The organism is Silanimonas sp. (assembly GCF_027531545.1).
Taxonomy (GTDB): Bacteria; Pseudomonadota; Gammaproteobacteria; order Xanthomonadales; family Xanthomonadaceae; genus Silanimonas.
In genome coordinates, this window is the sequence record NZ_JAPZSC010000001.1 from 547,274 (window position 1) to 572,315 (window position 25,042).

Sequence of the window (25,042 nt, forward strand, 5' to 3'; positions counted from 1 at the left end):
CCGGGCATACTTCCCCCATGAACGCCGACGCCCCTCCCGTCGCTGCGCGCCGTCTCCAGCGCGACGACACGCCCACTCTCGACGACGTCCGTGACGCCGCGGCTCGCATCGCCGGCATCGCCCACGTCACGCCGGTACTGCGCTCGCGCTCGCTCGACGAACTCGCCAGCTGCCAGCTGTTCTTCAAGGCCGAGAACCTGCAACGCGCCGGGGCCTTCAAGTTCCGCGGTGCCGCCAATGCAGTGTTCTCGCTGACACCCGAACAAGCCGCGCGCGGCGTGGTGACGCAGAGCTCCGGCAACCACGGCGCCGCCGTCGCCCTGGCCTGCCGGCTGCGCGGCATCGCCTGCACCGTCGTCGTGCCGGGCGCGGCGCCTCGAATCAAGCGCGAGGCCATCGCCCGCAACGGCGCGCGCATCGTCGATTGCGAGGTCGCGCAGTCCGCGCGCAACGAGGCCACGGCGCGCGTGCTCGCCGAGACCGGCGGCGAACTCGTGCATCCCTACAACGACGCGCGGGTCATCGCCGGGCAGGGCACGGCCACGCTGGAGCTGCTGCACCAGGCCTGCCGTCGCGGCAAGTCGCGCGATGCCACGCCGGCGCTCGACGTCGTGATGGCGCCGCTGTCCGGTGGCGGCCTGATGAGCGGCACGGCCATCGCTGCGAAGGGCATCGACCCGCGCATCCTCGCCATCGCCGCCGAGCCCGAGGGCGCGCGCGACGGCCACGACTCGCTGAAGTCCGGCGCCCGGATCACCGGCCGCACGGCGAATACCATCAGCGATGGCCTGCGCGCCGAACTGGGGCCGCTGACCTTCGACATCCTGCGCGAGCACTGCGACGACGTGCTGCTGGTCGACGATGCCGAAACCGTCGCCGCCATGCGCCTCGTGTGGGAGCGCCTGAAGATCGTCATCGAGCCCAGTTGCGCCGTGCCGCTCGCCGCGGTGCTCAAGTACCGCGAACGCTTCGCCGGCTTGCGCGTCGGGATCAACCTCTCCGGTGGCAACGTCGATCTCGACGCCCTGCCCGCCCTCCTCGCCCTCGCCCCGCCCAACGCATGAACGCCCACGACGCCACCCTCGCCCTCGTCACCCGCTACTACGCCGCGTTCAACGCCGGCGATCGCGAGGCCATGCTCGCCTGCCTCGCCGACGACGTGGTCCACGACCTGAACCAGGGCCCGCGCGAGCACGGCAAAGCCGCGTTCCGCACCTTCATGGCGCGCATGGACCGCTGCTACCGCGAACGCCTCGAAGGCCTCCGCTTCCTCGCCTCGCCGGACGGCACGCACACCGCCGCCGAGTACGAGGTGCACGGCGAGTACCTCGCCGACGACGAGGGCCTGCCGCCCGCGAAGGGCCAGCGCTACGTGCTGCCGGGCGGCGCATTCTTCGATGTGCGCGATGGGCGCATCACGCGCGTCACGAACACGTACAACCTCGAGGACTGGATCCGCCAGGTGGCGGGCTGAGCGCCGGGCCGCGGCCCGCGCGACGATCCACGACGCGACCGCCGTATGCTGGCAGCACGGGTGACCGCCGTACTGAAGAGGGCCTTCTGATGCGCATTCTCCTTCCGATCGTGAGCGTACTGCTGGTGGCGATGCTCAGCGCCTGCGCGAAGCCACTCCCCGCCGATCGCGCCGACTACGCCGGCGACTGGCGCGGCAATGGAGTGTCGCTACTCATCACGCCGGAAGGGCAGGTCGTCTACCACCGCCAAGACGGCGGCTCAACGGTTTCGATCGACGCGCCGCTCAAGGCCTTCGATGGCGACGACTTCGAAGTGGGCGTCGGCCCGCTGGTGACCCGCTTCGACGTCGGCCAGCCGCCGACCGAGTCCGACGGCGAATGGACCATGGAAGTGGATGGCCGCATGTTGCGCCGCGAGGACGGCGAGTCCCCGAAGTCCAAGGGCGAGCTCAAGGCATGACGCGGACGCAGACGGTCATCCCACAGCTGCGCATGACCGATGCGGAACGCAGCCTGCGCTTCTACATCGAAGGCCTCGGCTTTGCCGAGGACTGGCGCCACCAGTTCGAACCGGGCCTGCCGCTGTTCGTGCAGCTCACTCGCGCCGGCCAGACCATCTTCCTGAGCGGCCACGCCGGCGATGGCAACGTCGGCGGCGCGGTGTTCTTCATCGTCCCGGACGTCGATGCCGTGTACCGCGCCCTGCCGGACTGGCTGGCCCTGCACGTGTCACCACCCGCCGAGATGCCCTGGGGCACGCGCGAGATGGCGATGATGGACCCGGACGGAAATCGACTGCGGTTCGCGACCTACGCGGACGAATCGGCCACCTGAGCGTCATCGCTTCCGGATCGTCAGCTTCTCCACCGGGAAGGTGGCGATGTCGGCGCCGCCCTCGCGGCGCGCGGCGCCCGGCGGCGGCGCCCAGGCCATGGCGGTGACGACTTCCCAGGTGCTCGGCAGCACGCCGTCGCGGCGCAACGCCTCGTAAGCAGCGGCGACGGCGCGATGCCGCCCGCGACCGCTCAAGCCACGAGGACGATCGCCGCGCGCGTCGGTGGCGCCGATCGCCTTGAGCTCGCGCATCAGCGCCGTGGTGTCGGGATAGGTGAGCGTGTACGCGTCACGCTCGATCACCGGGTTCTTGAAGCCCTGCGCCACCAGCGCATCGCCCACCTGCTGGATCGCCGCGAAAGGCGAGAGCGGCGGCTCGATGCCGGCCTGCGCGTAAGCCTCGCGCAGTTCGACCAGCGTGTCCGGGCCGAAGGTGCTGAACACCAGCAGGCCGCCTTCGCGCATCACGCGGCGAAGCTCACCCAGTGCCTTCGGAAGGTCGGCCACCCATTGCAGGCAGAGGCTGGAGAAGACGAGATCGAAGGCCGCATCGGCGAACGGCAGCGCCTGCGCATCGCCCTGCACGGCATGGATCGGCCGCCAGAAGCGCGACTTCGACCGCGCCTCGCGCAGCATCGGCAGGGCGAGGTCCATGGCGACGACGTCGCTCTTGCGGCCCCACTTCGCCTTCAACGCCGCGGCGGCGCTGCCGGGGCCACTGCCAAGATCGAGCACGCGCGCCGGCACGCGGTCGTCGAGGTAACCCAGCTGCTCGAGCAGGCGCGATTCCACCTCCCGCTGCAGCGCGGCGGCTTGGGTGTAGGTGGTGGCCGCGCGCCCGAAGGCGCGGCGAACGGCGCGGGGATCGAAGACGCTCATGGCGTGCAGGATGACGCGAAGGCCGTGAGCGCTTCGGCGACGGCCTTCGGATCGGTGAGGAAAGGCGCGTGGCCGGCGTGGTCGTAGTGCTGGAAGCGCGAGCGCGGCGCGAGTGCCGCGGCGGCCTGCATCGCCTGCGGGCTGACGAGACGATCGCGGCGGCCGGCGATCCACAGGCTGGGCATGGCGAGGCCCGGAAGCGCGGCGCGAAGATCGCTGTCGTGCAGCAGGCCCAAGCCCTCCTGCAGGGCGCGCGGTGCCGGTTCGCCACGGGCGTAGACGGCGTCACGCAGATAGCGCAGCTCCTCGCGCAGATGCGCCGAGCCTTGGACCTCGAGCATCAGAAAACGGTCGAGCGTGCCGCGGTAATCGCGGCCGAGCTCTTCGCCGAAGAGTTCGAACACGCGCGGGTCCATGCCGGCCGGCCAATCAGTGCCCTGCACGAAGCGTGGGCTCGCCGCGAGCATCGCCAAGCCACGCACGCGATCGGGATGCCGCGCCGCCAGGGCCGTGGCGACCAGCCCGCCGAGCGACCAGCCGACCACCAACGCGTGCTTCGACGACTGGGCGTCGATGAGCGCCGCCAAGGCATCGGCCACCGGGTCCAGCCCCAAAGGCAGGGCGCTGTCACGGCTGCCGCCGTGGCCGGGCAGGTCGACGGTGATGACGTTGAATGCCGCTTCGAGCGCGCGGACGAGCGGCGCGAACACGCCGCCGTGCATCGCCCAGCCATGCACCAACAGGAGCGCCGGGCCCTGCCCGGTGCTTTCGACATGCAGCGCGCTCATGCCCCGGTGTCGATGTCTTCGAGGCAGGAGGCCAGCACGTCGACGAGGGCGTCGACCTCGATCTCGGTGTGCGCGGCGGTGAGCGTGATGCGCAGGCGGGCCTTGCCATCGGGCACGGTCGGCGGTCGGATCGGCGCCACCCAGAAGCCCTGCTGCTCCAACACGCGGGCCACGGCCAGCGCGCGGGAGTTGCCGCCCAGCACCAGCGGCTGGATCGGCGTATTCGATTCCAGCACCGGCAGGCCGTGGCGCAACGCACCGCGCCGGAAACGCGCCACCAGCGAGGCCAGCTTGGCGCGCCGCCAGCCCTGGGTACGCAGCGCTTCGAGGTTCGCCGACATGGCCGCGGCCAGCGCCGGTGCACCGGCCGTGCTGAACACGTAGGGCCGCGCGCTCTGCAACAGGTGCTCGATGAGGGGCGTGCCGCCGAACACCAGCGCACCCTGCCCGCCAAAGGCCTTGCCGAGCGGTGCGACCAGCACCGGCACGTCGCGCGCCGAGAGGCCCGCCGCCGCGCAGGCACCGCGGCCCTCCGGCCCCATCACGCCCACGCCGTGAGCCTCGTCGACGACGAACAGCGCGTGCTCGCCGGTGGCCGCCAGCGCGAGTTCGCGCAGCGGCGCGACATCGCCATCCATGCTGAACACCGAATCGGTGGCGAGCACCGCCGCCGCCTCGGGCATCGACTGCAGCTGGCGCAATGCGCCGCCGAAATCACGGTGCGGATAGCGCTTCAGCTCCGCGCCGGCGAGGCGCGCGCCATCGAGCAGGCAGGCATGGTTGAGCTTGTCCTGCACGCAGAGATCGCCGCCGTCCAGCAGGGCCTGCAGCACGGCGAGATTCGCCGTGTAGCCGCTGGGGAAGTAGAGCGCGCGCTCGTAGCCCATCCACTCCGCGGCCTCGCGCTCGAAACGCGCGTGCAGCACATGGTGGCCGCTGACGAGGGCCGAAGCGCCGCTGCCGACGCCGTGCCACGCGGCCGCCTCCTGCAGCGCGCTGACGGCGTCGAGCGAACCGGCGAGGCCGAGGTAATCGTTGCTGCAGAAGTTGATCAGCGGCTGGCCGTCGACCACCACGTGCACCCCCTCGACGCGCTCGACCACGCGGCGACGACGCAGCGCGTCGCTGCGCGCGCGGCTGGCTTGCGCGACGGCGAGGCGTTCGCTCCAGCGGGGTCGCGACATGCGGCTCAGGCCGCCTGCGGCGCGGGGCAGACGATGTCGGCATGCACCGTCTTCGATTCCTCGACGACGGCCATCGGCTTCAGGCCAAGGCGGGCGAACAGGGCCTGGTCGGCCTCGACGTCCGGGTTGCCGGTCGTGAGCAGTTTCTCGCCGTAGAAGATCGAGTTGGCACCGGCGAGGAAGCACAGCGCCTGCAGCTCCTCGTTCATCTCGTTGCGGCCGGCCGAGAGCCGCACCATCGAGGCCGGCATCATCAGGCGCGCCACGGCGATCGTGCGCACGAACTCGAAGGGATCGAGCAGGGCCGTGCCATGCAGCGGCGTGCCTTCCACCTGCACGAGGCGATTGATCGGCACCGAGCCCGGGTGCTCCGGCAGGTTCGCCAGCGTCTGCAGCAGGCCGGCGCGCTGCTCGCGCGTCTCGCCCATGCCGACGATGCCGCCGCAGCAGGTCTTCAGGCCGGCGGTGCGCACCGCCTCCAGCGTGTCGAGGCGGTCCTGGTACTCGCGGGTCTTGATCACGTCGCCGTAGAACTCCGGCGCGGTGTCGAGGTTGTGGTTGTAGTAGTCGAGGCCAGCCACCTTGAGCGAAGCGGCCTGCTCGGGCTTCAACATGCCCAGCGTCGCGCAGGTCTCGAGGCCCATCGCCTTGACGGCGCCGACCATCTTCGCGACTTCGGCCACGTCCTTGTCCTTCGGCGAACGCCACGCCGCGCCCATGCAGAAGCGCGTGGCGCCGGCGGCCTTGGCCGCCGCGGCCTTGGCGATGACGTCGTCGAGCGCCATCAGCTTCTCGGCCTTCAGCCCGGTGCTGTAACGCGCGCTCTGCGGGCAGTAAGCGCAGTCCTCGGGACAGCCGCCGGTCTTGATCGACAGCAGGGTGCTCACCTGCACTTCGGTGGGATCGAAGCGCTCGCGGTGCACGAGGCTGGCGCGGTGCAACAATTCGGGGAAGGACAGGTCGAAGAGCGCGAGGGTTTCCTCTCGCGTCCAGTCATGGCGGATGACGGCAGGCATGGGAGATTTCCGACGGCGGAAGGCCGTGAGCCCGGGCAGTCTGGAAACCGCCCCCTGCCCTGTCAACCGCGATGTCCGCACCATTCGCCACCGTCTGGCGCACGTTCGAGGCCTGGGCCCTGCCCTCGGCCTGCCTCGGCTGCGATGCCCCGGCCCCGGCCGACACCCTGCTGTGCGCCCCCTGCCGGGCCCTGCTCCGCCCCGCGCCCATGGCGCCGGTCCCCGCCCTTCAGGCGCTCGGCACGGCGCTGCATGCCGCCTTCCGCTACGACGCGGCCTCGGCACCGCTGCTCACGCGCTACAAATTCCATGAGGACCTCGCCGCCGGCCGCTGCCTCGCGTCCCTGTCGCTGCCCGCGTTCCGCGTGGCGCCCCGGCCGCAGGCGCTGGTGCCGGTGCCCCTGCACCGCCGACGCCTGCGCCAGCGCGGCCACGACCAGGCCCTCGGCTTGGCCCGCGACTGGGGCCGCGCCCTGGGCTTGCCCGTTCTCGTCGACGCCCTGCGCCGCGAGCGCGACACCCGGCCTCAGACTGAGCTCGACGCCCGCGACCGACAGCGCAACCTCGAGGCCGCCTTCCGCGTCCGGGCGCCGCTGCCGGCCCACGTGGCCCTCGTCGACGACGTGCTCACCACCGGCAGCACGGCCGCGGCGGCGGTGCGCACCCTGAAGGCGGCGGGCGTGGCCCGGGTGGACGTGTGGGTCGTGGCCCAGGCGCCCGCGCCGGGGAACGGCGCCCTCAGAGCGGAAAGCCCACGCCCAACCACAGGCGTCGATCGGAACGATGGGGCAGCGTGTTGAACTGGGCGCCGGCCGAGGGCTGGCGGACGTCCTCGCCCGTAAGGTTCTCGACGCTCACCGTGAGCGAGGCGCGGTCCGGTGCGCGCCCGAACCAGGCGCCGACGTCGGCGGAGACGTGGGCGCGGGCGATGGCATAGCCGGAGGCCGGCAGGTTCAAGGCCGGCCGCACCGGTGTGATCGTCGAGCGGGTGGCCGCCGCGCCGGCGGATTCCACGGCCACGCCGGCCGACCAGCCCTCGGCGAAATGGGCCAGCTGGATCTTGCCGATATCGCGCGGTTCGAGGGTGTCGTCCGCCCGGGCGATGTGCTGCCACGACGCGTCGAGGTCCCAGCGCGCCTTCGGGCGCCATCGAAGCTGCACCTCGCTGCCCGCGATGTCCGCCGACACCAGGTTGCGGAACTCCCGCTGGCCCGCGCCGAGGCTGACGAGGACGATCACATCCGCCAGCCGCTGGCGGAAAAGGCGCGCCGACCAGGCCCATTCACCGGAGGCGTAGGCCACCTCGAGCGCATCCAGCTGGCCGCGCTCCGGAACGAGGGCGGGATTGCCCCGCTGGAAGGAGGCCGAGCTGAACAGCTCGGCCGGCCCGGGGTTGCGAAACGTCCGTCCGCTGACGGCCTTGAGGTGCCAGGGCGAGGACGCGGGCGCCCAGACCAGGCTCGCCTGCGGCGTCACATCGCTGAATCCATTCCCGATCCGCTGCCACTGCAGGCCGGCGCCCAGCGTCCAGTCCGCGCGGACATCGAAGTACGCCTGCGCGAAGACCGATCGTGTCTGCTCCGACCAGCGCGGGAAGAGCCCGTCGACTTGCCCGGTCGCCGATTCGTACTGGGTGCCGAACCAACCGCGGAGTCGTCCGTCGGCCGGCGCTTCGAGCGCCACCCGCGCCGCACTGCGTCGGGACCAGCCCTTGAACGTGTCGTAATCGAGCCGGCTCCACCCATGCTGCCCCGAGGCATGCAGCACCCAGGCTCCGACAGGCATCGCGTGCTGGACCTGCGCCAGCGCCGAGCGGTCCTGGGCACGCGGCCTCGTCGGCGAAGAGAACGTGCCGATCGTCGATGCCAGGCTATCCATGCCGAGAAGATCGATGGCGGTCCGACCGCTCCGCGCGGAGAGCGACAGGCTGCGTCCTCGCTGGGCGACATCGCCGGCGATCGGCGTGTTGGCCGCAATCCGCGTTCCTTCAGGGATCGCCCAAGCATCGAGGCCCTGTTGCTGCGCGGCCGTCAGCCGGAGGCCCTTGTCGCCCTCGCCCCAGTGCATGGAGAGCGCGCCGTCCACGCCCCCCTTGCTCGAGACGCGCCCCATCACTTCGGACGCCGCGTCGCCGCGGACCACGATGTTGAGGATGCCCGCCACGGCGTTGCTTCCGTGCAAGGTGACGGTCTGCCCGCGGACCAGCTCCACGCGCTCGACGACGGCCAGCGGAAACGCGTCGTAGAGGAGGCGATTGCTGCCGCCAACGGAGGAGGTCCGCCAGGGCAGGCCATTGACGAGGATCAGCAGGTGGTTGTCGTTGTCGTTGATCGCCGTGCCATGCAACGACGTGAAGGCATTGGTGAAGGTCGACCGCTGCAGCACGCGCGTCCCGGGCAGCAGGGCGACGACGTCCACCAGCGTCCGGGCGCCCATCGCCTCCCATTCCTTGCGCGTCACGACATCGACGATCGCCGCCGAGCCGCGAGCGCCCTCGGTGCTCAAGCCGACGCCGCTGACCTCGAGGGCGAGCAGGTCGTCGAGGCTGAGGTCGAGAAGCGCGCTTTCCGCCGACGGACCGACGGCACTCCGCGCCTCAGCCGCGGCGAGCACGGCGCCGAGGCACAGCAGCAGACGGACACACCGATGGGGCATCGCCTATCTCCGCGCATCCAGCCTCGGGGCAGCCTCCTCCAAAGGCTTTCCCGGATCAAGTCGAAACGACGAAGAAATGCAGGGCCACCCCGGCGAACACGGCGGCACCGACCCGGTTGTTGGCGAGGAAGGCCGCGAAGCAGTCGTCCGGGTGCCGCGAGCGGCCTTGCGCGAACTGCTGCGCCACGAACACCGCGGCGGCCACGAGGCCCAGCCAGTAGACGAGGCCGAGTTCGAGCCGATGGCCGAGCAGGCCCATCGACAGCCCCGCCAGCGCGAACAGCACGGCGATCACCGGCACGTCGAGGTCGCCGAACAGCAGGGCCGTGCTCTTGGCGCCGGCGCGACGATCATCCTCGCGGTCCACCATCGCGTACCAGGTGTCGTAGGCCGTGGTCCACAGCAGGTTCGCGCACAGCAGCAGCCAGGCCTCCTGCGGCGGCCACGCATCGCGCGCCGCGGTGTAGGCCATCGGGATGCCCCAACTGAAGGCCAGCCCGAGCCAGACCTGCGGCAGGTAGGTGTGGCGCTTCATGTAGGGGTAGGCCGCGGCCAGCGCGAGGGCGACGCCGCTCAGCGCGATCGTCTTCGCGTTCGTCGTCAGCACGAGGGCGAAGGCCACCAGCATCAGGCCCGCGAACAGGCCCAGCGCGAAGCGGCCGGACAGTTCGCCGGCCACCAGCGGCCGGGCCTTGGTGCGCTTCACCCGGCCATCGAGCCAGCGGTCGGCATAGTCGTTGATGACGCAGCCCGCCGCGCGCGTCAGCCAGACCCCGCCGGCGAACACGAGCAGCAGGTGCAAGGAAGGCAGGCCGTCCGAGGCCAACCACAGCGCCACCAGCGTCGGCCACAGCAGCAGCAGCCAGCCGATCGGCCGGTCGGCGCGCATCAGCCGCCAGCTGGCGTCGTAGCGGGCGCGCCATGCCGGCGGCAGGTGCGCCGCCAGCGGCGCCGGGGAAAGATCAGTCTTCATTACGGATCAGGTTGCCGAAGTTGAGCGTCCACGTGTCGTTGCCGCGATTGGTGCGGCCGAAGCCGAACAGGATCGGCCCGAACGGGCTGCTCATGCCGACGAACACGCCGCCGGCGCGCGTCGAGCGCTCCCAGCTGAAGTCGAGCGCGTCGTCGCCGACCTGGCCGATCTCCGCGCTGGCGCCGAGGTAGGTGGGCACGGCGAACAGCGCGTTGGCATCGCCAAGCCGGTAGTAGTAGACGGCGCGGCCGTAACCCAGCGCCTGCCCGGTGAGGCTGCGCTCCAGCGTGCCCGAGAGGTTGAGGAAGCCGCCGAGCGTGGAGAACGCGGCGAGCTCCGGCGGCGCGTCGCGCGTGTCGGCCCAGCGCGTGCCGAGCAGCAGGTGGTGTTTGCCGCGCGAGAGCACCGTATCGGAACGCCAGCGCGCCACCCAACCCTCGCCTTCCGCGCCGAGCACCGGCTCGTAGCGGTCGATCGACAGCACCGCGCGCGAGCCCCGGCTGGGGAAGCTCAGCCGGTCGAGCGTGTCCCAGACGGCGCGCACGCCGAACGAACTGGTCTGCTGGGTGAGGTCTTCGACATCGAAGGTGCCGACCACCTCGCGGCCGAGGAAGCGCGAGCGGCGCATCGTGGCCTCCAGGGCCCAGCGCGGATCGGTCTGCAAGCCCACGCGTGCGCCGAAGGTGGTGCGGGAGACGCGGAAATCGGCCACCCGCGTGGTGCCGATGACGAAGGGCACGTCGAAGGCGCGGTAGCCGGTGTCGAGGCTGGCGTAGAAGCGGCGGTCGAGGTCGATGGGGGCGAACCAGTCGGCGGAGACTTCCATCACCTGGCCGAGGCGCAGCAGGGCGCGCAGCTCGTCACCATCGCCGCTCACGCCGGTCTTCAGCAGCTCGGCGGTGAGCTGGTAGTCGCTGTTGCCGGCGAAATCGTCGGCGATCTGCAGCCCCACGTTGAAGAACACGGGGCCCCAAGCCTTGTCGACCGGCAGCAGTTCGATGCCGGTCTGGCCATCGCGCTGCACCGGGCGCCAGCCGAGGCTCTGGTAGGCGCCCTCCGCATAGGTGCCGGCAACGGCGGCGTCGATCGCCTCGGGATCGAGCGGCCCGCCCACCAGCCCTTGCGCGCGGTAGGCCACGAGGCGCTCCGTGCGCGAGCGGCCCGGCGCCACGTCGATGAAGGTGATGGTCGGCGCCGGGTCGAGCGGGGCGATGCGCCGGCCGCTCCGCCACGCGGCGTACTCCGCCTCGGGCAAGGCGAGGTGGCGGAAACGCGGCGCCTCCGCCTCGGCGGCGTCCACGCCCTTGCCAATCACCGACACCGCCTGGTCGAAGGCCGCGCTGGAGAAGGTGCCCAACGGCGGCACGATCAGGACGTCGCCTGCCTCGAGCGAGGTGATGGAACGGTTGGTCTGCTCCTGCATCAGCACCGAGACCATCTGGTAGGCGACATCGAGCGGCGTGCGGATGTCCTCGCGCGCCAGCAGCGGGCTGCCCACGTCCACCGCAATCACCACGTCGGCGCCCATCTCGCGCACGACGCCGACCGGCAGGTTGTCGACGATGCCGCCGTCGACGAGGATGCGGCCGTCGATCTCGGCCGGCGCGAACACCGCGGGCACCGCCATCGAGGCGCGCACCGCCATCGCCAGGTCGCCCTCCGCGAACACCACGCGCTCGCCGCTGACGATGTCGGTGGCAATGGTGCGGAACGGGATCGGCAGGTCGTCGAAGTGCGTGGTCTGCGACGCGTCGAGCATCAGGCGTCGAAGCAGCAGGCCCAGCTTTTGCCCCTGCACGGCGCCGGAAGGCAGCACCGGCGCCCCGTCCCGCCAACCGGCTTCCAGTTCGGCGCGGTAGTTGAGCTGCGCCTCCTTGCGACGCATCGGCAGGCCGGCGCGGACCGGGTCGTCCTTGAACAGGTCCTGCCAATCGACGGAGGCGAGCGCGGCCTCGATCTCGGCGGGGCGCATGCCACTGGCATACAGCGAACCCACCACCGCGCCCATGCTGGTGCCGGCGATGGCGCAAACGGGGATGCGCTCGCGCTCCAGCACCTTCAGCACGCCGACGTGTGCGGCCCCCCGCGCCCCACCGCCGCCCAGCACGAGGCCGACGCAGGGGCGTTCGCCCGTGGCCGTCGCCGCGGCGGCCGGAAGGGCCGGGGCCAGCGCCAGCACGAGGGCGCCGAGCAGGACCGTGTTGAAGGTTCGACGCATGCGTTTCCGCTCCGTTGGTTCGCTGTGAATGATGCCCGGTCGCGGACCGTCGACCGCATCGATGCGGCACCGCAGCATGATTTTCCGTCGTTCGGCCCAACGAACGGCGGCGTATGGCGGGCACCCGTAACTTTGCTTTAATGTGACCCCCGTCGCGGCCCCTCCCGGCGACCGCGCCTTGCTGCCACCCCTCGTTCCGTTCCGTCCAGGAGTTACCGATGCCCCGCACCCGTCTCATCGTCGGCGCCGTCGCGCTGGCCCTCGCCGCCTCGTCGGCCCATGCGCAGCGCTTCAGTGGTGTCGTCACCTTCGGCGACAGCTTGTCGGACGCCGGCAACGTCGGACTCGTGCAGAACCCTGCCGGTGGCGCCAGCCAGAGCTTCACGACCAATCCGGATCCGGTGATGGTCGAGCTGCTGGCCCGCTACTTCGGCTTCACCCAGACGGCCTCGCTGGCCGGCGGCTCCAACTTCGCCTTCGGCGGCGCCTGCGGTCGCGTGGCGACCGGCGCCACCTCGCCGCCGTGCAGCTCCTTCGCCGTGCCGCGCCTGAACCAGCAGATCGACCAGTACCTGCGCGGCAGCACCACCGTCGCCAACCCGAATGCCCTGTTCACCGTGTGGATGGGCGCCAACGACCTGTTCGGCGACATCCCGGTGTGGGCCTCGAACCCGGCCACCGCCTCGGCCAACGCGTCGGTCGGCGGCGTCCCGATCGCCACTGCCGTGGTCCAGCAGGTCGGCCGACTGCAGGCCGCCGGTGCCCGCAACATCGTCGTGCTCAACCTGCCCGACCTCGGCGTGACGCCACAGTTCTCGGCGGGCCCGCTCGCCGCCGCCGGCCCGCTGGCCTCGCTGGCGACGGTCAGCTTCAACGGCGCGCTGTCGCAGGGTCTGTCGCAGCTCGGCACCGGCATCATCCCGATCAACGTCTTCGGCCTCGTGAACGAAGTGCGCGCCAACCCGGGCGCGTTCGGCTTCACCAATGTCACCGGCACGGCCTGCAACCTCTCCGTGCTGCCGGGCGGCAGCTCGCTGTTCTGCAATCCGAACGCGCAGGTCGCCGCAGGCGCCAACAACACGTTCTTGTTCGCCGACGGCGTGCACCCGACGGGTGCGGCGCACCGACTGCTGGCCGAAGTGACCGTGGCCACCATCAACGCGCCCGCAATCGTCTCGCTTGCGCCGGAAACCGCCATCGCCGCCTATGACGACCACGGCTCGGCGATCGCCAACGGCCTGTTCGACGAGTACCGCTTCGACCGCGAGGACGGCACGGTGCGCGGCTACCTCCGCGCCACCGGTTCGAGCGGCGAGATCACGGGCTCGAGCTTCTCGCCGGGCGCGGACAGCACGGGCTTCAGCCTGACCGGCGGCGCCAACTACCAGGTCAACGAGACCTTCACCTTCGGCGTCGCGGCCAGCATCGGCAACCAGAACCTCGACCCGGTGGGCGGCACCATCGACGGCAACACCGTGCTGTTCTCCGGCTACGGCGTCCTGAACTTCGGTGGCTTCTACCTCAACGCCATCGCCAGCGGCGGCAGCACCAACCTCGACCTGGCGCGCAACATCGTGCTCGGCCCGACGGTGCGCTCGGAGACGGGCGAGACCGACGCCGACCATGTCGCCGGCGAGCTCGGCATCGGCTACGTCTTCAAGGGCGAGAACCTGACGCACGGTCCGTTCGCGGGCGTCGTCTGGCAGGAAGTGACGGTCGGCCAGTTCTCCGAGGACGCCATCACCTCGACGGCGATGAACTTCCGCGAGTTCACCCGCGAGTCGATGGTCACGCGCTTCGGTTACCAGGCCAAGGCCGATCTCGGCAGCATCCAGCCCTACGCCCGCGTGGCCCGGAACAGCGAAGACGAGGACGGCCGCACGGTCGTCAACGCTGGCTCGAACAGCATGGGCGGTCGCTTTGCTCTGGACGGCTTCGCCCCGGCGAAAGACTGGACCAGCGCCGACGTCGGCCTCGGCTTCACTTTCTCGGAGAACTTCAGCGGCCACGTCACCTACACCGGCCGTTTCGGCGACGACGTGGTGGACCGCGATTCGCTCAGCCTCGGCCTGACGATGAGCTTCTGATCGGAAGCACCGAAGCGACACGCGTGAACGAAGGCCGCCCCTCGGGGCGGCCTTCGTCATTCTGGCATCCTGCCCCCATGCCGGACCCTGACTTCGCGGCGCTGGTGCAGCGCCAGCTCGACGCCTACAACACCCGCGACGCGGTGGCCTTCGCCGCCTGCTTCAGCGCCGACGTGCGCTGCCACCGCCATCCGGACGAAGCACCCTTCCTGCAGGGCCGCGAGGCGCTGCAAACCTTCTACGCGCGCGAGCGCTTCGTCCATGCGGGCCTGCACGCCCGGCTGCTGCACCGGATCGACCTGGGCCGACGCGTGCTCGACCACGAACACGTCGTCGGCCTGCCGGGCGGCGAGCGCGAGGTCGTCGCGGTCTACGAACAGGGCACGGACGGCCTGATCGGCCGCGTGTGGTTCATCGCGCCGGCCTGAGCCCGCCGCGCGGCGGGCGGCTCAGTCGCGCTCGAACTTCGCTTCGAGCTCGATGCGCTGCTCGATGCCGGTTTCGACCTGCGCGGCCAACCAGCGCCGCAGCGCGTACGTGACGGTGACGACCTGCCCGGTGCCCGAAAGCGCCATGCCGTAACTCACATAGAGCTTCGGCGTGATGCGCTTGCCGACGGTGAGCGCGGTGCCGCCCAGCGCGCGCGACTCGCCGACGCTGGCGGTGTCCAGCCCGACCTTCCCGGCCACCGCCTGGGCCACGGCGCTGCCGCCCAGCGAGGTGGCGGCCTGCTCCAGCTGGGCGGCGTCGTTGCCGTCGGCGGACGCCAAGGGACGGCCGAACATCAGCCACGACAGCGCCTCGGCCTGCGGGAGTGGCGGGCGCGACCAGACATCGACGATCGGCGACACGCCGGTGCCGGATACGGCCACGCCGACTTCCGGCTCGGAATCCGGACGCACGGCGCGCACGTCGATGGTGGGCTCGTCGATCGCGACGTTGCCCCAGCGCAGGGTGCCGCGCTCGAGGTCGAGCTGCTGCCCGTAGGCGCGGACCTCGCCGGCCAGCTCGAGCGTGCCGCGGGCGCGGGGCTCGCGGTCGATGCGATCGCGCAGCTTCAGCTCGCCGGAGAGGCGACCATCGAAGCCAAAGCCGCGAAGACGCACGTCGTCGCCGAGCGCGACGGTGAAATCGGCATCGAGCTGCAGGCCCGCGGCGGAGGCCTCGGCGGTCGGATCGTCGATGACCACGACATCGGACGAGGCCGCCACGCCTTGCTCGAAGCGATCGAGCGCGAGCTCGGCGCGCGGCACGTCGACGCGGCCGCGCAAGGTGGCCACGCCGTCGGCCACCTCGAGATCGAGTGCAGGGCTGATCCACGCGCGACCGTCGGGCGTATCGAGCACGCGCACGTCGGTGCCGCGAATCGTCACCCGGTTCGGGCGATCGTCCTCGCTCCATTGGCCGGCGATCTCCAGCGCGCCGTCGCCGGTCGGCAATCGGCCGCGCAGCCGAAGCTGGCCGTCTTCGCCGCCTTCGACGCGAAGTTCGCCATCGACGATCGCAATGCCGAGCGCCGGCAGCTCGACGGCGAACGGCGCCGCGGCGAGGGCGCCCTGCCAGCGCGGCGCCTCGACCGTGCCGGAGAGGACGAGGCGCCCGTCGATGGTGCCGCGCGGTGCGACGAGATCGGCGCTGATGACTTCGAGCAGGCTCAGGTCAGTGGCACGTACGGCGATCTCGCCATTGAGAACGCCCGCGGCGTCGGCCGAAGCGCGCGCTTCGAGGCGGCCATCCGGCAGCAGGTCGGCGCGCAGATCGACGCGCAGATCGACGCGCCAGCCGCCCGACTGCGTGGCTTCGAGCACGAGGCCGTTCCACCCGAACACCGTCTCCGGCGCGGCACCGCCCACGCGCAGACGGCCCTGCGGGGCATCGACGCGCGCGGTGGTGACGACATCGCCATCGACGCGCCGACGCGCGGCCTGCAGCGTCACGAGGCCACGGGGTTCCAGCGGGGTATCGAGGTCGTCGGGCAGGAAGGGCGCGAGCCACGCGAGGTCGAGTTCCTGCCCGGAAAGGCGCGCGTCGTCGGCATCGCCTTCCGCGCAGAGACGAGCGCTCCCGGCAAGCCGCAGGCAGGCCGGCGACGGCAAGGACCAGTCGGCACCGCGCCAGACCACGGCGGCGGGGGCCGCGAGCGCGAGAGCTGGCAACGCGGGCAATTCGCCGTCGAGCGCTTCCAGCGTGAGCTCGCCGCGTTCGAAGCCGTCGCTGCTGCGCCAGGCGCCGCGGGCCTCGAGGCGACCGCGCGCGCCGGGCGTCGGCGCCGGCAGGTTGGGCGCGTCGATGCCGCGGGTGGCGAGGGTGAAGCGCCCGCGGTCGACGCGCCCCTCGAGGGCGAGTTCGATCGATGCGATGCGGGACTTGGCCTGCGACAGGGCATCGGCGCGCAGCGCGATGCGGCCATCACCGCGCGCCGGCAGGGCTCCGCGCACGGTGAGGCGCTGCAAGGCGAAGTCGTGCCAGCCGCCGTCGAGCAGGGCGAGATCCGCCTCGATCGCGGGCCGTTCGGCGGTGCCCGCCACCTGCAGGCGACCATCGAGTACGCCGCGGGCGCCATCGAGCCAAGGCGCCACCTCCAACGTGCGGAGCGCGATGTCCAGATCCAGCGCAGGGGCCAAGGCGCCGTCGACGGCGATGCGGCCTTCGCCCAGCGCGAACTCGGTCTGGACCTGCAGCGCGTCGCCCCGGGCTTCCACCCGCGCGTCGCCGTCGATGCGCTGGCCGCGCAGATTGCCGGTGAGCGACGCGAGCTCCGCGACGTAGCGCAGCGGCCCGTCGGCCGGCGCGGCACCGTCGACGCGCAGCGTCCCCTCGATCCGTCCCGGCCACTCCGGCGCCAGCCACGCCGGGTCCAGTTCGCGCATCGTGGCGTCGAGCGCGAAGGCCGCCGTGGCGTCACGCGCGTAGCGCGCCTCGCCCTCGAAGGCACCGCCGGGCGTCGCCAGCGTGAACGGCGCGAGCACGATGGCCTCGGCGTCGCCGCGCGCCAGGCCGGTGAGCGTCGCCCGCTGCTCGCCGCGCGCGAGGTCGAGATCGAGCTCGGCCGACCAGTCATCGACGCGGCCGGCGAACGTGGCCTGGCCCTCCGCCTGCACGCGCGCCTCGCCTTCGCCCCACGAGACGCCATCGGCGCGCACCACAAGGTCGGCGGCGCCGTCATCAAGCCCGTAGGTGCCGGTCAGGTCGACGTGGCCGTCGAGCAGGGACAGCGCGAGGGGCTCGGCATGCAGCACGCCGTCGTGCAGACGCAGGCGCGAATCACGCAGCGCCACGTCCACGCCGTCCTGCGCGACGCGCCCAGCGAGGCCCACGTGGAGGCCCGGCGTCGCGACCGGCGCCTCAACCGCAGCGGCAACGAGGCTGTGGGCCCGCAGGGTGGCGTCGATCGGGGCCTGCTCGGGCAGGCCGAGCGAGGCGGTCTCCAGCTGCGTCGCATCGAGCGCGAAAGTCCAGGACAGCGTGTCGAGCCGCGCGGCGTCCTGCCAGTCGAAGGCCATCACCAGCGGGCCGCCAGTGCGGCCTTCGAGCGTGGCTCGGCCCGTCGCGAGCGTGCCATCGAGCCGCAGCGCGATGCGCGCGCCCGCCGCAAGTTCGCCGTCGAGCGCGAGTCGCGTGGCGAAGTCCTCCGACGGGAGGTACTGCACCGCGCCACTCACGCGGCCCTGCGGCGCTTCGACCTCGAGTGATTCCAGCGCAAGACGGCCGGGCTGCAGCGCGAGCGTGCCCGCCACGCGGTCGATCACGATCGGCGGGGACGCCTCGCCGGCCGGGTGCACGACGATGTCGCGGACCTCGACGGTGTCGACGCGCAGCGCGATCGGCATCTCAAGCCGAGGCAGCAAATCCGGCCACGCTGGCGTCGGCTCGTCGGGCGCGTCCTTGGACCACACGCGCAGTCCGCGCAGCCGCAGCGCGGCGAGGTTCACCGTCGTCGGCCCACCGAGCCCGGGAGGGCGTGGCGTGGCTTCCAGAACGCCGATCTCGATGCGCATCGACGCGTCTTCGAAGACGACATCGCGCAGGCGCAGGCCGCCGGCGAGGCTGCCCTCGCGGTCGCCGATGCGGAGCGCGCCCTCGGGCAGCGCGGCGATCACGCGCTCGAGCGCGGCATCGCGCCCACCCCCGCTGCCCAGCAGCCACCACCCGCCGAGAACGGCGGACACGATCAGCGCGACGCCGCCCAGCAGCGCCCAGCGCCACAGGCCTGCGATGAGCGCCCGCGGCGCCATCAGAAACCCACCCCGAAACTGAGGTGCAGGCGCGTGCCGCCACCAGCGGCCTCGTCGAGGCCCTGCGCGACATCGACGCCGACCAGGCCGACCGGCGAACGCCAACGCGCGCCGACGCCCATGCCGATCTTCGGATCGAACCCGCGTCGCGTGTTGAACACGTCGCCCGCATCGACGAACACGGCCGCGCCCCATTCCTCTGTGAAGAAGTACTGGTACTCCGCACTGGCCACGATCCGGTGCAGGCCACCGAGGGTCTCGCCTTCGAAGCGTGGCCCGATCTCGCGATACCCGTAGCCGCGGATGCTGCGATCGCCGCCGGCGAAGTAGCGCAGCGAGGTCGGGAACGCCAAGGATTCCAGCGAACCGTCGTAGGCAGTCGTGGCCGCCTCGCCGCGCAGGATCACCGCCTGCGAATCACCGAGGCTGTGCAGCCACTGCGCACCGATCTCGAGCTGGGCGAAGCGCTGGCGGTTCGAAGCCGCTTCGATCACGCCCGCCCGCAGCGCTACCGTCAGCTGCAGCGAATCATCGGGATTGAGCGGGTCCTCGACGCGCCGGTACGTGGCGCTGAGCTCCGGATACAGCATCGTCTGCCGCGCATCCGGGAAGCGGTCGCGTCGCAGCAGCTTGGTGCGCTCTTCGGCGAACACGACACGGCCCGAGAGGGTGTAGGGATCACGCCGCCCCAACCAACCCGCACCGAGGCCGAGGCGTTCGTAGCCGAGCGCGGACTCCGGGTCCTCGGCGAGGTATTCGATGCGCGTGCCCCACCATCCGGGCAAGCGCCGCAGCGAGGGGGTGCGGTACTGCGTCGTGAAACCGCTGCGGCGTTGCGACCACTCGAAATCGGACAGCCACTTGTGCCCGCGGTCGTTGACCCAGCGGCGGTTCATCGAGCCGCGCACGCCCACGCCCGTGTCGCTACCGAAGCGCAGCGCCGCGGTGTAGGCCGTGCGCTTCGCCGGGGTGGTGGTGATGTCGATCGGCACGCGCAAGGCGTCGCCCTTCCCGTCTTCGGCGGGCACCACCTCCACCAGGGCGAAGTAGTCGAGCTGCGCCAGCCGCGCGCGCAGACGGTCGAGCTTGTTGCGGTGGTAGGGCTCGCCCTCGGTCCAATCGACCAGCGGCGGCAGGAGCCCGGGGCGGAACTGGTTCGCGGCGAAGCGCGCCTCGCCCATCGCGTGGCGCGGCCCGGACTCCCAGCGAAGCAGGACGTCCGCGGTCTTCCCCGCGCGGCTCACCGCCACCCGTGCGGTGGTGCGCTTGGCTTCGAAGTAGCCGCGATCGGCCAGCTTGCGCTCGACGCGGAACTTCGACGCCTCGTAATCGAGGTGGACGAAGCGTTCGCCGACGTCGGGCTCCAGCTTCGGCAACTCGCGCATCACGAAGCGATCGTCCCGGGCTTCGCCGGTAATGTCGGCGTCGAGCGTCTTCACCCGCACCGGCTCGCCGGGATCGACGTTCACCCGGATGCGCACCCCGTCACGCGCCAGCTCGCGGCGCACGTCGACCACCGGCGAGTACCAACCGAAGGGTTCGAGCGCTTTCGTTACTTCGCCCGGGATGCGCCGCAGCAGGAACTGCAGCCGCGCCTCGCTGAGATCGCTGCGCTGCTTCACCGACAAGCGCGCCAGGGTCATGCCAAGGCGGGCGTTGGCGGCCTCCTCGTCCGGCAGGCCGGCCAAGGTGATGTCGACGACGCGGATGCGCGGCGGTTCCGGTTCGGCGGCCTCGGCACGGACCGCCGACGCCCCGAAGGCCATCGCCATCCCGACCGCGAGCAGCCAGCCTAGGCGCGCGAAGGGATGCCTCCGGCAGCGTGGGGCTGGCGGCACAGGGCTCAGGTGGCGAGCTGCTCGATCGCGGCCACTGCGGCGAAGCGGTCGGCCAAGGCCTTCAGCAGGGCGAGGCGGTTGTCGCGGATCGCGGTGTCCTCGGCCATGACCATCACTCCGTCGAAGAACGCATCGACCGGCGCGCGAAGCAGCGCAAGACGGCTCAGCACGGCGACGTAATCGCGCGCGGCCAGCGAGGCGTCGGTGTCGGCCAGCGCGGCGACGAGTGCCGCATGCAGCTCGCGTTCGGCGGGCTCGAGGAGCTTCGAGGCATCGATGGTTTCCGGCAGCGCGCCCTCCACCTTCTTCAGGATGTTGCGCGCACGCTTGTTGGCCGCGGCCAGCGCGGCGGCTTCCGGAAGCTCGGCGAAACGCTGCAGCGCCGAAAGCCGCTCGGCGAAATCGGCGAGCGAGACCGGCTTCGTCGCCGCGACGGCGTCGAACAGCGCCGCACCCACGCCGCGGTCGGCGAAGTAGCTGCGCAGACGGTCGAGGATGAAGTCGTAGAGCTCGCCGGTGTCGAGCACCAGCCCGGCGGGCAACGCGGCCTTCGCGGCCTCGAGCATGCCGACGAGGTTGAGGTCGAGCCCGCCCTCGATCAGCGTGCGGGCGAGGCCGAGCGCGTTGCGGCGCAGGGCGAAGGGGTCCTTGTTGCCCGAGGGCTTCAAGCCCGCGGCAAAGCCGCCGGCCAGCGTGTCGAGACGCTCGGCGAGGGCCAGCACCTGGCCCAGGCGCGAGGCCGCGATGGCGTCGCCGGCGAAGCGCGGCGCATAGACCTCGTCCAGCGCCACGGCGACGGCAGCACGTGCCTCGGCCGGCAGCTCGGCGAGGCCGGCGTCGTGCGCGGCGTAGTAGCGGCCCGCGATGCCCTGCAGCTCGGGGAACTCATTGACCATGCGGCTCTGCAGGTCGGCCTTGCACAGCAGCGCGGCGACCTGCGCGAGATCGGCGTCGTCGTCGAGCGCCGTGGCGATCGCGCGGGCCAGCTGCGCGATGCGCGCCACCTTGTCGGCGTAGCTGCCGAGCTTCTGCTGGTAGGTGACCGTGGCGAGGCCGGCATTCATCGCCGACAGGCCCTGCTTGAGGTCCTCGTCGAAGAAGAAGGCGGCGTCGGCGAAGCGCGGGCGGATCACGCGCTCGTAGCCCTTGCGCACTTCCACTTCGTTCGTGGAAACGATGTTGGCGATGCCGATGAAGGCCTCGGTGATGCGGCCCTGCGCGTCGAGCACCGGGAAGAACTTCTGGTTCGCCTCCATCGTGGAGATCAGCGCTTCCTGCGGCACGCGCAGGAAGGCCTTCTCGAAGCCGCAAAGCACGGCCTTCGGCCACTCGACGAGGCCGTTCACCTGCTCGAGGTTGTCCTCGGTGATGCGGGCGGCGCCGCCCGCCTGCGCGGCGGCAGCTTCGACCTCGGCGCGGATCGCGTCGCGACGCTTATCGGCATCGACCAGCACCTTCGCGCCGCGCATCGCCTCGACGTAGGCGTCGGCATCCGAAACCCACACGGCCTTGTCGTGCATGAAGCGATGGCCGCGGCTCATGCGGTCGGCGGTCTTGCCGAAGGCCACCAGCGGCACGACGTCCGCGCCGTACAGCGCCACCAGCCACAGCGCCGGCCGCGCGAAGGCGTGCTCGTGCGCGCCCCAGCGCATCGGCTTCGGGATCGGCATGGCCTTCAGGGCCTCGTCGAGCACCGCCTGCAGCAGGTCGACGGTGCGCGCGCCCGGCTTCACCGCGCGATGCACGAAGCGCTCGCCCTTCGCATCCGTCGTGCGCTCGAGCTCGCTCCACGCCACGCCGGCCTTGGCCGCGAAACCTTCCAGCGCCTTGGTCGGCGCGCCGTTCGCGTCGAGGCCGATGTTGAGGTACGGGCCCAGCACTTCCGAGCGCTGCTCGGGTTGCTCGGCGGCAACGTCACGCAGCAGGACGGCCAGTCGGCGCGGGGAGTAAAGCGGATGCGGATCCAGCACGTGCAGGACGCCACGCCGCTGGAGACCGGAAGAGAACTCGAGCGCAAATGCCTGCGCCAGTTCGGGCAGCGCCTTGACCGGCAGCTCCTCGACGCCGAGTTCGATCAGCAGGGAGGCGCTCATGCCGCGGCCTCCTGCGTGTCGAGGCCGAGTCGGGCGCGTTCCCCCGCGTCCTTCACGCCGGGGAAGCCGAGCTTCTGGCGCTGCGCGTGGTAGGCCTCGGCCACCGCGCGGGCCAGCGTGCGCACGCGCAGGATGTAGCGCTGGCGCTCGGTCACCGAGATGGCGCGGCGCGCGTCGAGCAGATTGAAGCTGTGCGAGGCCTTGCAGACCTGGTCGTAGGCCGGCAGCGGCAGGCCGAGTTCAACGAGCTTGAGCGCTTCCTTCTCGCAGGCGTCGAAGCGGTGGAACAGCTCGGCCACGTCGGCGTGCTCGAAGTTGTAGGCGCTCTGCTCGCGCTCGTTCTGCAGGAACACGTCGCCGTAGGTCACGTCGCCCTGCGGGCCGCGCGTCCAGATGAGGTCGTAGACGTTGTCGCAGCTCTGCAGGTACATGCACAGGCGCTCGAGGCCGTAGGTGATCTCGCCGGTCACCGGGCGGCATTCGAGGCCGCCGGCCTGCTGGAAGTAGGTGAACTGCGTCACCTCCATGCCGTTCAACCACACCTCCCAGCCGAGGCCCCAGGCGCCGAGCGTCGGCGATTCCCAGTTGTCCTCGACGAGGCGCAGGTCGTGCACCTGCGGGTCGATGCCGAGCGCCTTCAACGAGCCGAAGTACAGCTCGGCGATGTTGTCCGGGTTCGGCTTCATCACCACCTGGTACTGGTAGTAGTGCTGCAAGCGGTTCGGGTTCTCGCCGTAGCGGCCGTCACCCGGGCGGCGCGAGGGCTGCACGTAGGCGGCGTTCCAGGCCTCGGGGCCGAGCGCGCGCAGGAAGGTGGCGGGGTGGAAGGTGCCGGCGCCGACCTCGAGGTCGAGCGGCTGGATCAGCACGCAGCCCTGCTCGGCCCAGTAGGCGTTCAGGCGCGTGATGAGTTCCTGGAAGGTGGGGGCGGACATCGGTCTCGACGCAGGAAAGTTGACGCGCCAGTATAGCCGCGAGGCCCATCCCGCCTGATTTCCCGCCGTATCGCCACTTGAGCCACCGCGCCTCCTTCCTGATCCTCGAAACCGGCCGGCCCGTGCCCAGCATGCGGCGCCGTGGCCCGTTTCCGCACCTGATCCGCACCGCGGCCGGCCTCGGGCGCCACGCGGCGCAGGTCGTGCCGGTGCTCGACGGCCACGCACCGCCCGATCCCGCGGGGTATGCGGGCGTGATCGTCACCGGCTCGGGCGCGATGGTCACCGACCGCGAGCCCTGGTCGGAAGCCACGGCCGACTGGCTGCGGCGCGCGGCCGAGCACGGCCTGCCCATGCTCGGCATCTGCTACGGGCACCAGCTGATCGCGCAGGCCTTCGGCGGCGAAGTGGCCTGGAACCCGGAGGGCCGCGAGATGGGCACGGTGCCGGTGCGCCTGCATGCCGAGGCCGCGCACGACCCGTTGTTCAAGCACCTGCCGAGCGAATTCCCAGCGCAGACCACGCACCTGCAGACGGTGCTCAGCGCACCACCGGGCGCGGTGGTGCTGGCGCGCTCCGCGCTCGACGGTTGCCAGGCTTTCCGCCTCGGCGAACGGGTCTGGGGCCTGCAGTTCCATCCCGAGTTCGGCGTCGTGCACATGCGCGGCTACATCGATGCGCGGCGCGAGGCGCTGAAGCGCGAAGGGCACTGCCACGTGCGGATGCTAGAGTCCGTGCGCCCCGCCCCGGCCGCGCGCGACGTGCTGCGTCGCTTCGTCCGCCACGCCCTCGCGCAGCGCCACGGCTGAGCGCCCGACCCTTTCCTTCCTCCCCGGAACTTCACCGCATGACGCCCCGCTGGGCCGGCCTGACCGCCCCCTTCCGCTGGCTGATCGACGCCGTCGACGTCGGCCGCCACCAGCCCGCCGTGATCATCTCGGCGATCCTCTTCACGGTGGCGGTCGGCTTCCTGCCGTCGTTGCCGATCCAGCTCATGACGCTGGCCGGCTCGCCGCCGGGCATGGCCGTGCAGCTGCTGTTCCAGGCCATCGGCCTCATCGTGACGCTGGCGATCTCGCCGGTGCTGGTCGCCGGCATCTACCGCCTGCTGGACGGCGCCGAGCAGGGCCGCCCAGTGGCTGTCGCGCAAATCGGCGACGGCTTTCGCGATGGCAGCTGGGGCGCGATCGTGCTCGTCACCGTGCTCGGCTACGTGCTGATGTTCGCCATCCTGTTCACCATGATGATGACGATGGCCGCGGTGGCCGGCCTCGAGACGCTGCAGGCCCTGCAGGCGTGGCTGGAGCAGGTAATGGCCCTGCAGGCCAAGGCGCAGGAGAGCGGCGTGCCGATGCAGCCCGACGCCCTGCCCAAGCCGCCGGACGGCCTGGGCGGCGCGATTCTCGTGCTGCTGGCCTTCCTGCCGCTGTGGTCCTTGGTCGCGTTGGGCCTCGGCTGGGCGCTCGTCTCGGTGGCGATGCGCGGCACGCCGCCGGTGGCGGCGATCCTCGGCGGCCTGCGTGCGGCCGCGCTCAACGCGCTGCCGCTGTTCGTGTTCGCGGCGGCCCTGCTGCTGCCCGGCCTGCTCGTGGCCGGGCTCTTCGGCCTCGTGGTGGCGGCGGTCGTGGCCCTCGCCTCGCTCTTGGGCCCGCTGGTCGGTGGTGTGGTCGCGATGGCCATGGTGCTGGCCTTCACCGTGGTGTTCTCGGCGATCAGCTACGGGTTCACGCTGAACGGTTGGCGCGCAGCCTGTGACGACGGCGCGGGCCCCGACGCCTCGGGCGACCGCCCCGAGATCGCCGGCTTCGAAGCCTGATCCGCGGCCCCGGCCG

At 71.5% G+C, this 25,042-nt stretch carries 19 protein-coding genes and 1 pseudogene; 9 read left to right on the forward strand and 11 right to left on the reverse strand.

Translation table 11 applies throughout. The features are described 5' to 3' along the window. Positions 1 to 17 precede the first annotated feature (17 nt). The 4 genes from O9280_RS02390 (at position 18) to O9280_RS02405 (ending at position 2,309) form a co-directional block, all read left to right on the forward strand. Positions 18 to 1,064, forward strand: a complete 1,047-nt coding sequence (locus O9280_RS02390) for a pyridoxal-phosphate dependent enzyme (RefSeq protein ID WP_298338264.1) — start codon at positions 18 to 20, stop codon at positions 1,062 to 1,064. Then, a complete protein-coding gene (locus O9280_RS02395; protein WP_298338266.1) occupies positions 1,061 to 1,474 on the forward strand; it encodes a ketosteroid isomerase-related protein in 414 nt (137 codons plus the stop codon). The genes O9280_RS02390 and O9280_RS02395 overlap by 4 nt, the downstream gene beginning before the upstream one ends. A gap of 89 nt (positions 1,475 to 1,563) precedes the next feature. Then, entirely contained in the window at positions 1,564 to 1,935 is a 372-nt protein-coding gene (locus O9280_RS02400; RefSeq protein ID WP_298338268.1) for a hypothetical protein, read from the forward strand. Beyond that, positions 1,932 to 2,309, forward strand: a complete 378-nt coding sequence (locus O9280_RS02405; RefSeq protein WP_298338270.1) for a VOC family protein — start codon at positions 1,932 to 1,934, stop codon at positions 2,307 to 2,309. The genes O9280_RS02400 and O9280_RS02405 overlap by 4 nt, the downstream gene beginning before the upstream one ends. Before the next feature lie 3 nt (positions 2,310 to 2,312). On the opposite strand, the gene bioC is transcribed toward O9280_RS02405, so the two are convergent. Genes bioC through bioB form a run of 4 tightly spaced genes read right to left on the reverse strand, consistent with a single transcriptional unit; the run spans position 2,313 to position 6,176 of the window. After that, entirely contained in the window at positions 2,313 to 3,188 is an 876-nt protein-coding gene (gene bioC / locus O9280_RS02410; protein WP_298338272.1) for a malonyl-ACP O-methyltransferase BioC, read from the reverse strand. Continuing rightward, entirely contained in the window at positions 3,185 to 3,967 is a 783-nt protein-coding gene (gene bioH / locus O9280_RS02415) for a pimeloyl-ACP methyl ester esterase BioH (protein ID WP_298338375.1), read from the reverse strand. Before bioH ends, bioC begins: the two co-directional genes overlap by 4 nt. A 5-nt stretch (positions 3,968 to 3,972) precedes the next feature. Further along, positions 3,973 to 5,160 carry an 8-amino-7-oxononanoate synthase gene (gene bioF / locus O9280_RS02420; protein WP_298338274.1) on the reverse strand — a complete coding sequence of 396 codons (1,188 nt, stop codon included), beginning with the start codon at positions 5,158 to 5,160 and terminating at the stop codon, positions 3,973 to 3,975. A 5-nt stretch (positions 5,161 to 5,165) separates the two neighbouring features. Then, positions 5,166 to 6,176 carry a biotin synthase BioB gene (bioB, locus tag O9280_RS02425; protein ID WP_298338276.1) on the reverse strand — a complete coding sequence of 337 codons (1,011 nt, stop codon included), beginning with the start codon at positions 6,174 to 6,176 and terminating at the stop codon, positions 5,166 to 5,168. A gap of 71 nt (positions 6,177 to 6,247) precedes the next feature. Here bioB and O9280_RS02430 point away from each other — a divergent pair. Then, positions 6,248 to 6,895: pseudogene (locus O9280_RS02430) on the forward strand (ComF family protein); the annotation flags it as partial. 19 nt (positions 6,896 to 6,914) lie between these two features. On the opposite strand, the gene O9280_RS02435 reads toward O9280_RS02430, so the two are convergent. The 3 genes from O9280_RS02435 to O9280_RS02445 are packed head-to-tail and all read right to left on the reverse strand — an operon-like array spanning position 6,915 to position 12,022. Further along, positions 6,915 to 8,831 carry a TonB-dependent receptor gene (locus O9280_RS02435; RefSeq protein WP_298338280.1) on the reverse strand — a complete coding sequence of 639 codons (1,917 nt, stop codon included), beginning with the start codon at positions 8,829 to 8,831 and terminating at the stop codon, positions 6,915 to 6,917. A 55-nt stretch (positions 8,832 to 8,886) separates the two neighbouring features. Continuing rightward, positions 8,887 to 9,804 (reverse strand): 4-hydroxybenzoate octaprenyltransferase, encoded by a 918-nt coding sequence (gene ubiA / locus O9280_RS02440; protein ID WP_298338282.1) that lies wholly within the window; start codon positions 9,802 to 9,804, stop codon positions 8,887 to 8,889. Continuing rightward, positions 9,794 to 12,022: a patatin-like phospholipase family protein gene (locus O9280_RS02445; protein ID WP_298338284.1), complete on the reverse strand. Its 2,229-nt coding sequence runs from the start codon at positions 12,020 to 12,022 to the stop codon at positions 9,794 to 9,796. Before O9280_RS02445 ends, ubiA begins: the two co-directional genes overlap by 11 nt. Before the next feature lie 218 nt (positions 12,023 to 12,240). Between O9280_RS02445 and O9280_RS02450 the strand changes: the two genes are divergently transcribed. Both O9280_RS02450 and O9280_RS02455 read left to right on the forward strand, forming a co-directional pair. Then, complete coding sequence (locus O9280_RS02450) at positions 12,241 to 14,109, forward strand: autotransporter domain-containing protein (RefSeq protein WP_298338286.1); 1,869 nt, start codon at positions 12,241 to 12,243, stop codon at positions 14,107 to 14,109. A 77-nt stretch (positions 14,110 to 14,186) separates the two neighbouring features. Next, positions 14,187 to 14,537, forward strand: coding sequence for a nuclear transport factor 2 family protein (locus O9280_RS02455; RefSeq protein WP_298338288.1), 351 nt, complete (start codon positions 14,187 to 14,189; stop codon positions 14,535 to 14,537). A 21-nt stretch (positions 14,538 to 14,558) separates the two neighbouring features. Here the strand turns inward: O9280_RS02455 and O9280_RS02460 are convergent, their stop codons facing one another. The 4 genes from O9280_RS02460 to glyQ form a co-directional block, all read right to left on the reverse strand. Further along, a complete protein-coding gene (locus tag O9280_RS02460; RefSeq protein ID WP_298338290.1) occupies positions 14,559 to 18,344 on the reverse strand; it encodes a translocation/assembly module TamB domain-containing protein in 3,786 nt (1,261 codons plus the stop codon). Further along, positions 18,344 to 20,116, reverse strand: coding sequence for an autotransporter assembly complex family protein (locus O9280_RS02465; RefSeq protein ID WP_298338292.1), 1,773 nt, complete (start codon positions 20,114 to 20,116; stop codon positions 18,344 to 18,346). The genes O9280_RS02460 and O9280_RS02465 overlap by 1 nt, the downstream gene beginning before the upstream one ends. Before the next feature lie 71 nt (positions 20,117 to 20,187). After that, positions 20,188 to 22,275 (reverse strand): glycine--tRNA ligase subunit beta, encoded by a 2,088-nt coding sequence (glyS, locus tag O9280_RS02470; protein ID WP_298338294.1) that lies wholly within the window; start codon positions 22,273 to 22,275, stop codon positions 20,188 to 20,190. After that, positions 22,272 to 23,210 carry a glycine--tRNA ligase subunit alpha gene (gene glyQ, locus O9280_RS02475; protein WP_298338296.1) on the reverse strand — a complete coding sequence of 313 codons (939 nt, stop codon included), beginning with the start codon at positions 23,208 to 23,210 and terminating at the stop codon, positions 22,272 to 22,274. Before glyQ ends, glyS begins: the two co-directional genes overlap by 4 nt. Before the next feature lie 131 nt (positions 23,211 to 23,341). On the opposite strand from glyQ, the gene O9280_RS02480 reads away from it, so the two are divergent. Further along, positions 23,342 to 24,019 carry a glutamine amidotransferase gene (locus O9280_RS02480; RefSeq protein ID WP_298338377.1) on the forward strand — a complete coding sequence of 226 codons (678 nt, stop codon included), beginning with the start codon at positions 23,342 to 23,344 and terminating at the stop codon, positions 24,017 to 24,019. A gap of 38 nt (positions 24,020 to 24,057) precedes the next feature. Beyond that, positions 24,058 to 25,026, forward strand: a complete 969-nt coding sequence (locus O9280_RS02485; protein WP_298338298.1) for a hypothetical protein — start codon at positions 24,058 to 24,060, stop codon at positions 25,024 to 25,026. The last annotated feature ends 16 nt before the right edge of the window (positions 25,027 to 25,042 follow it).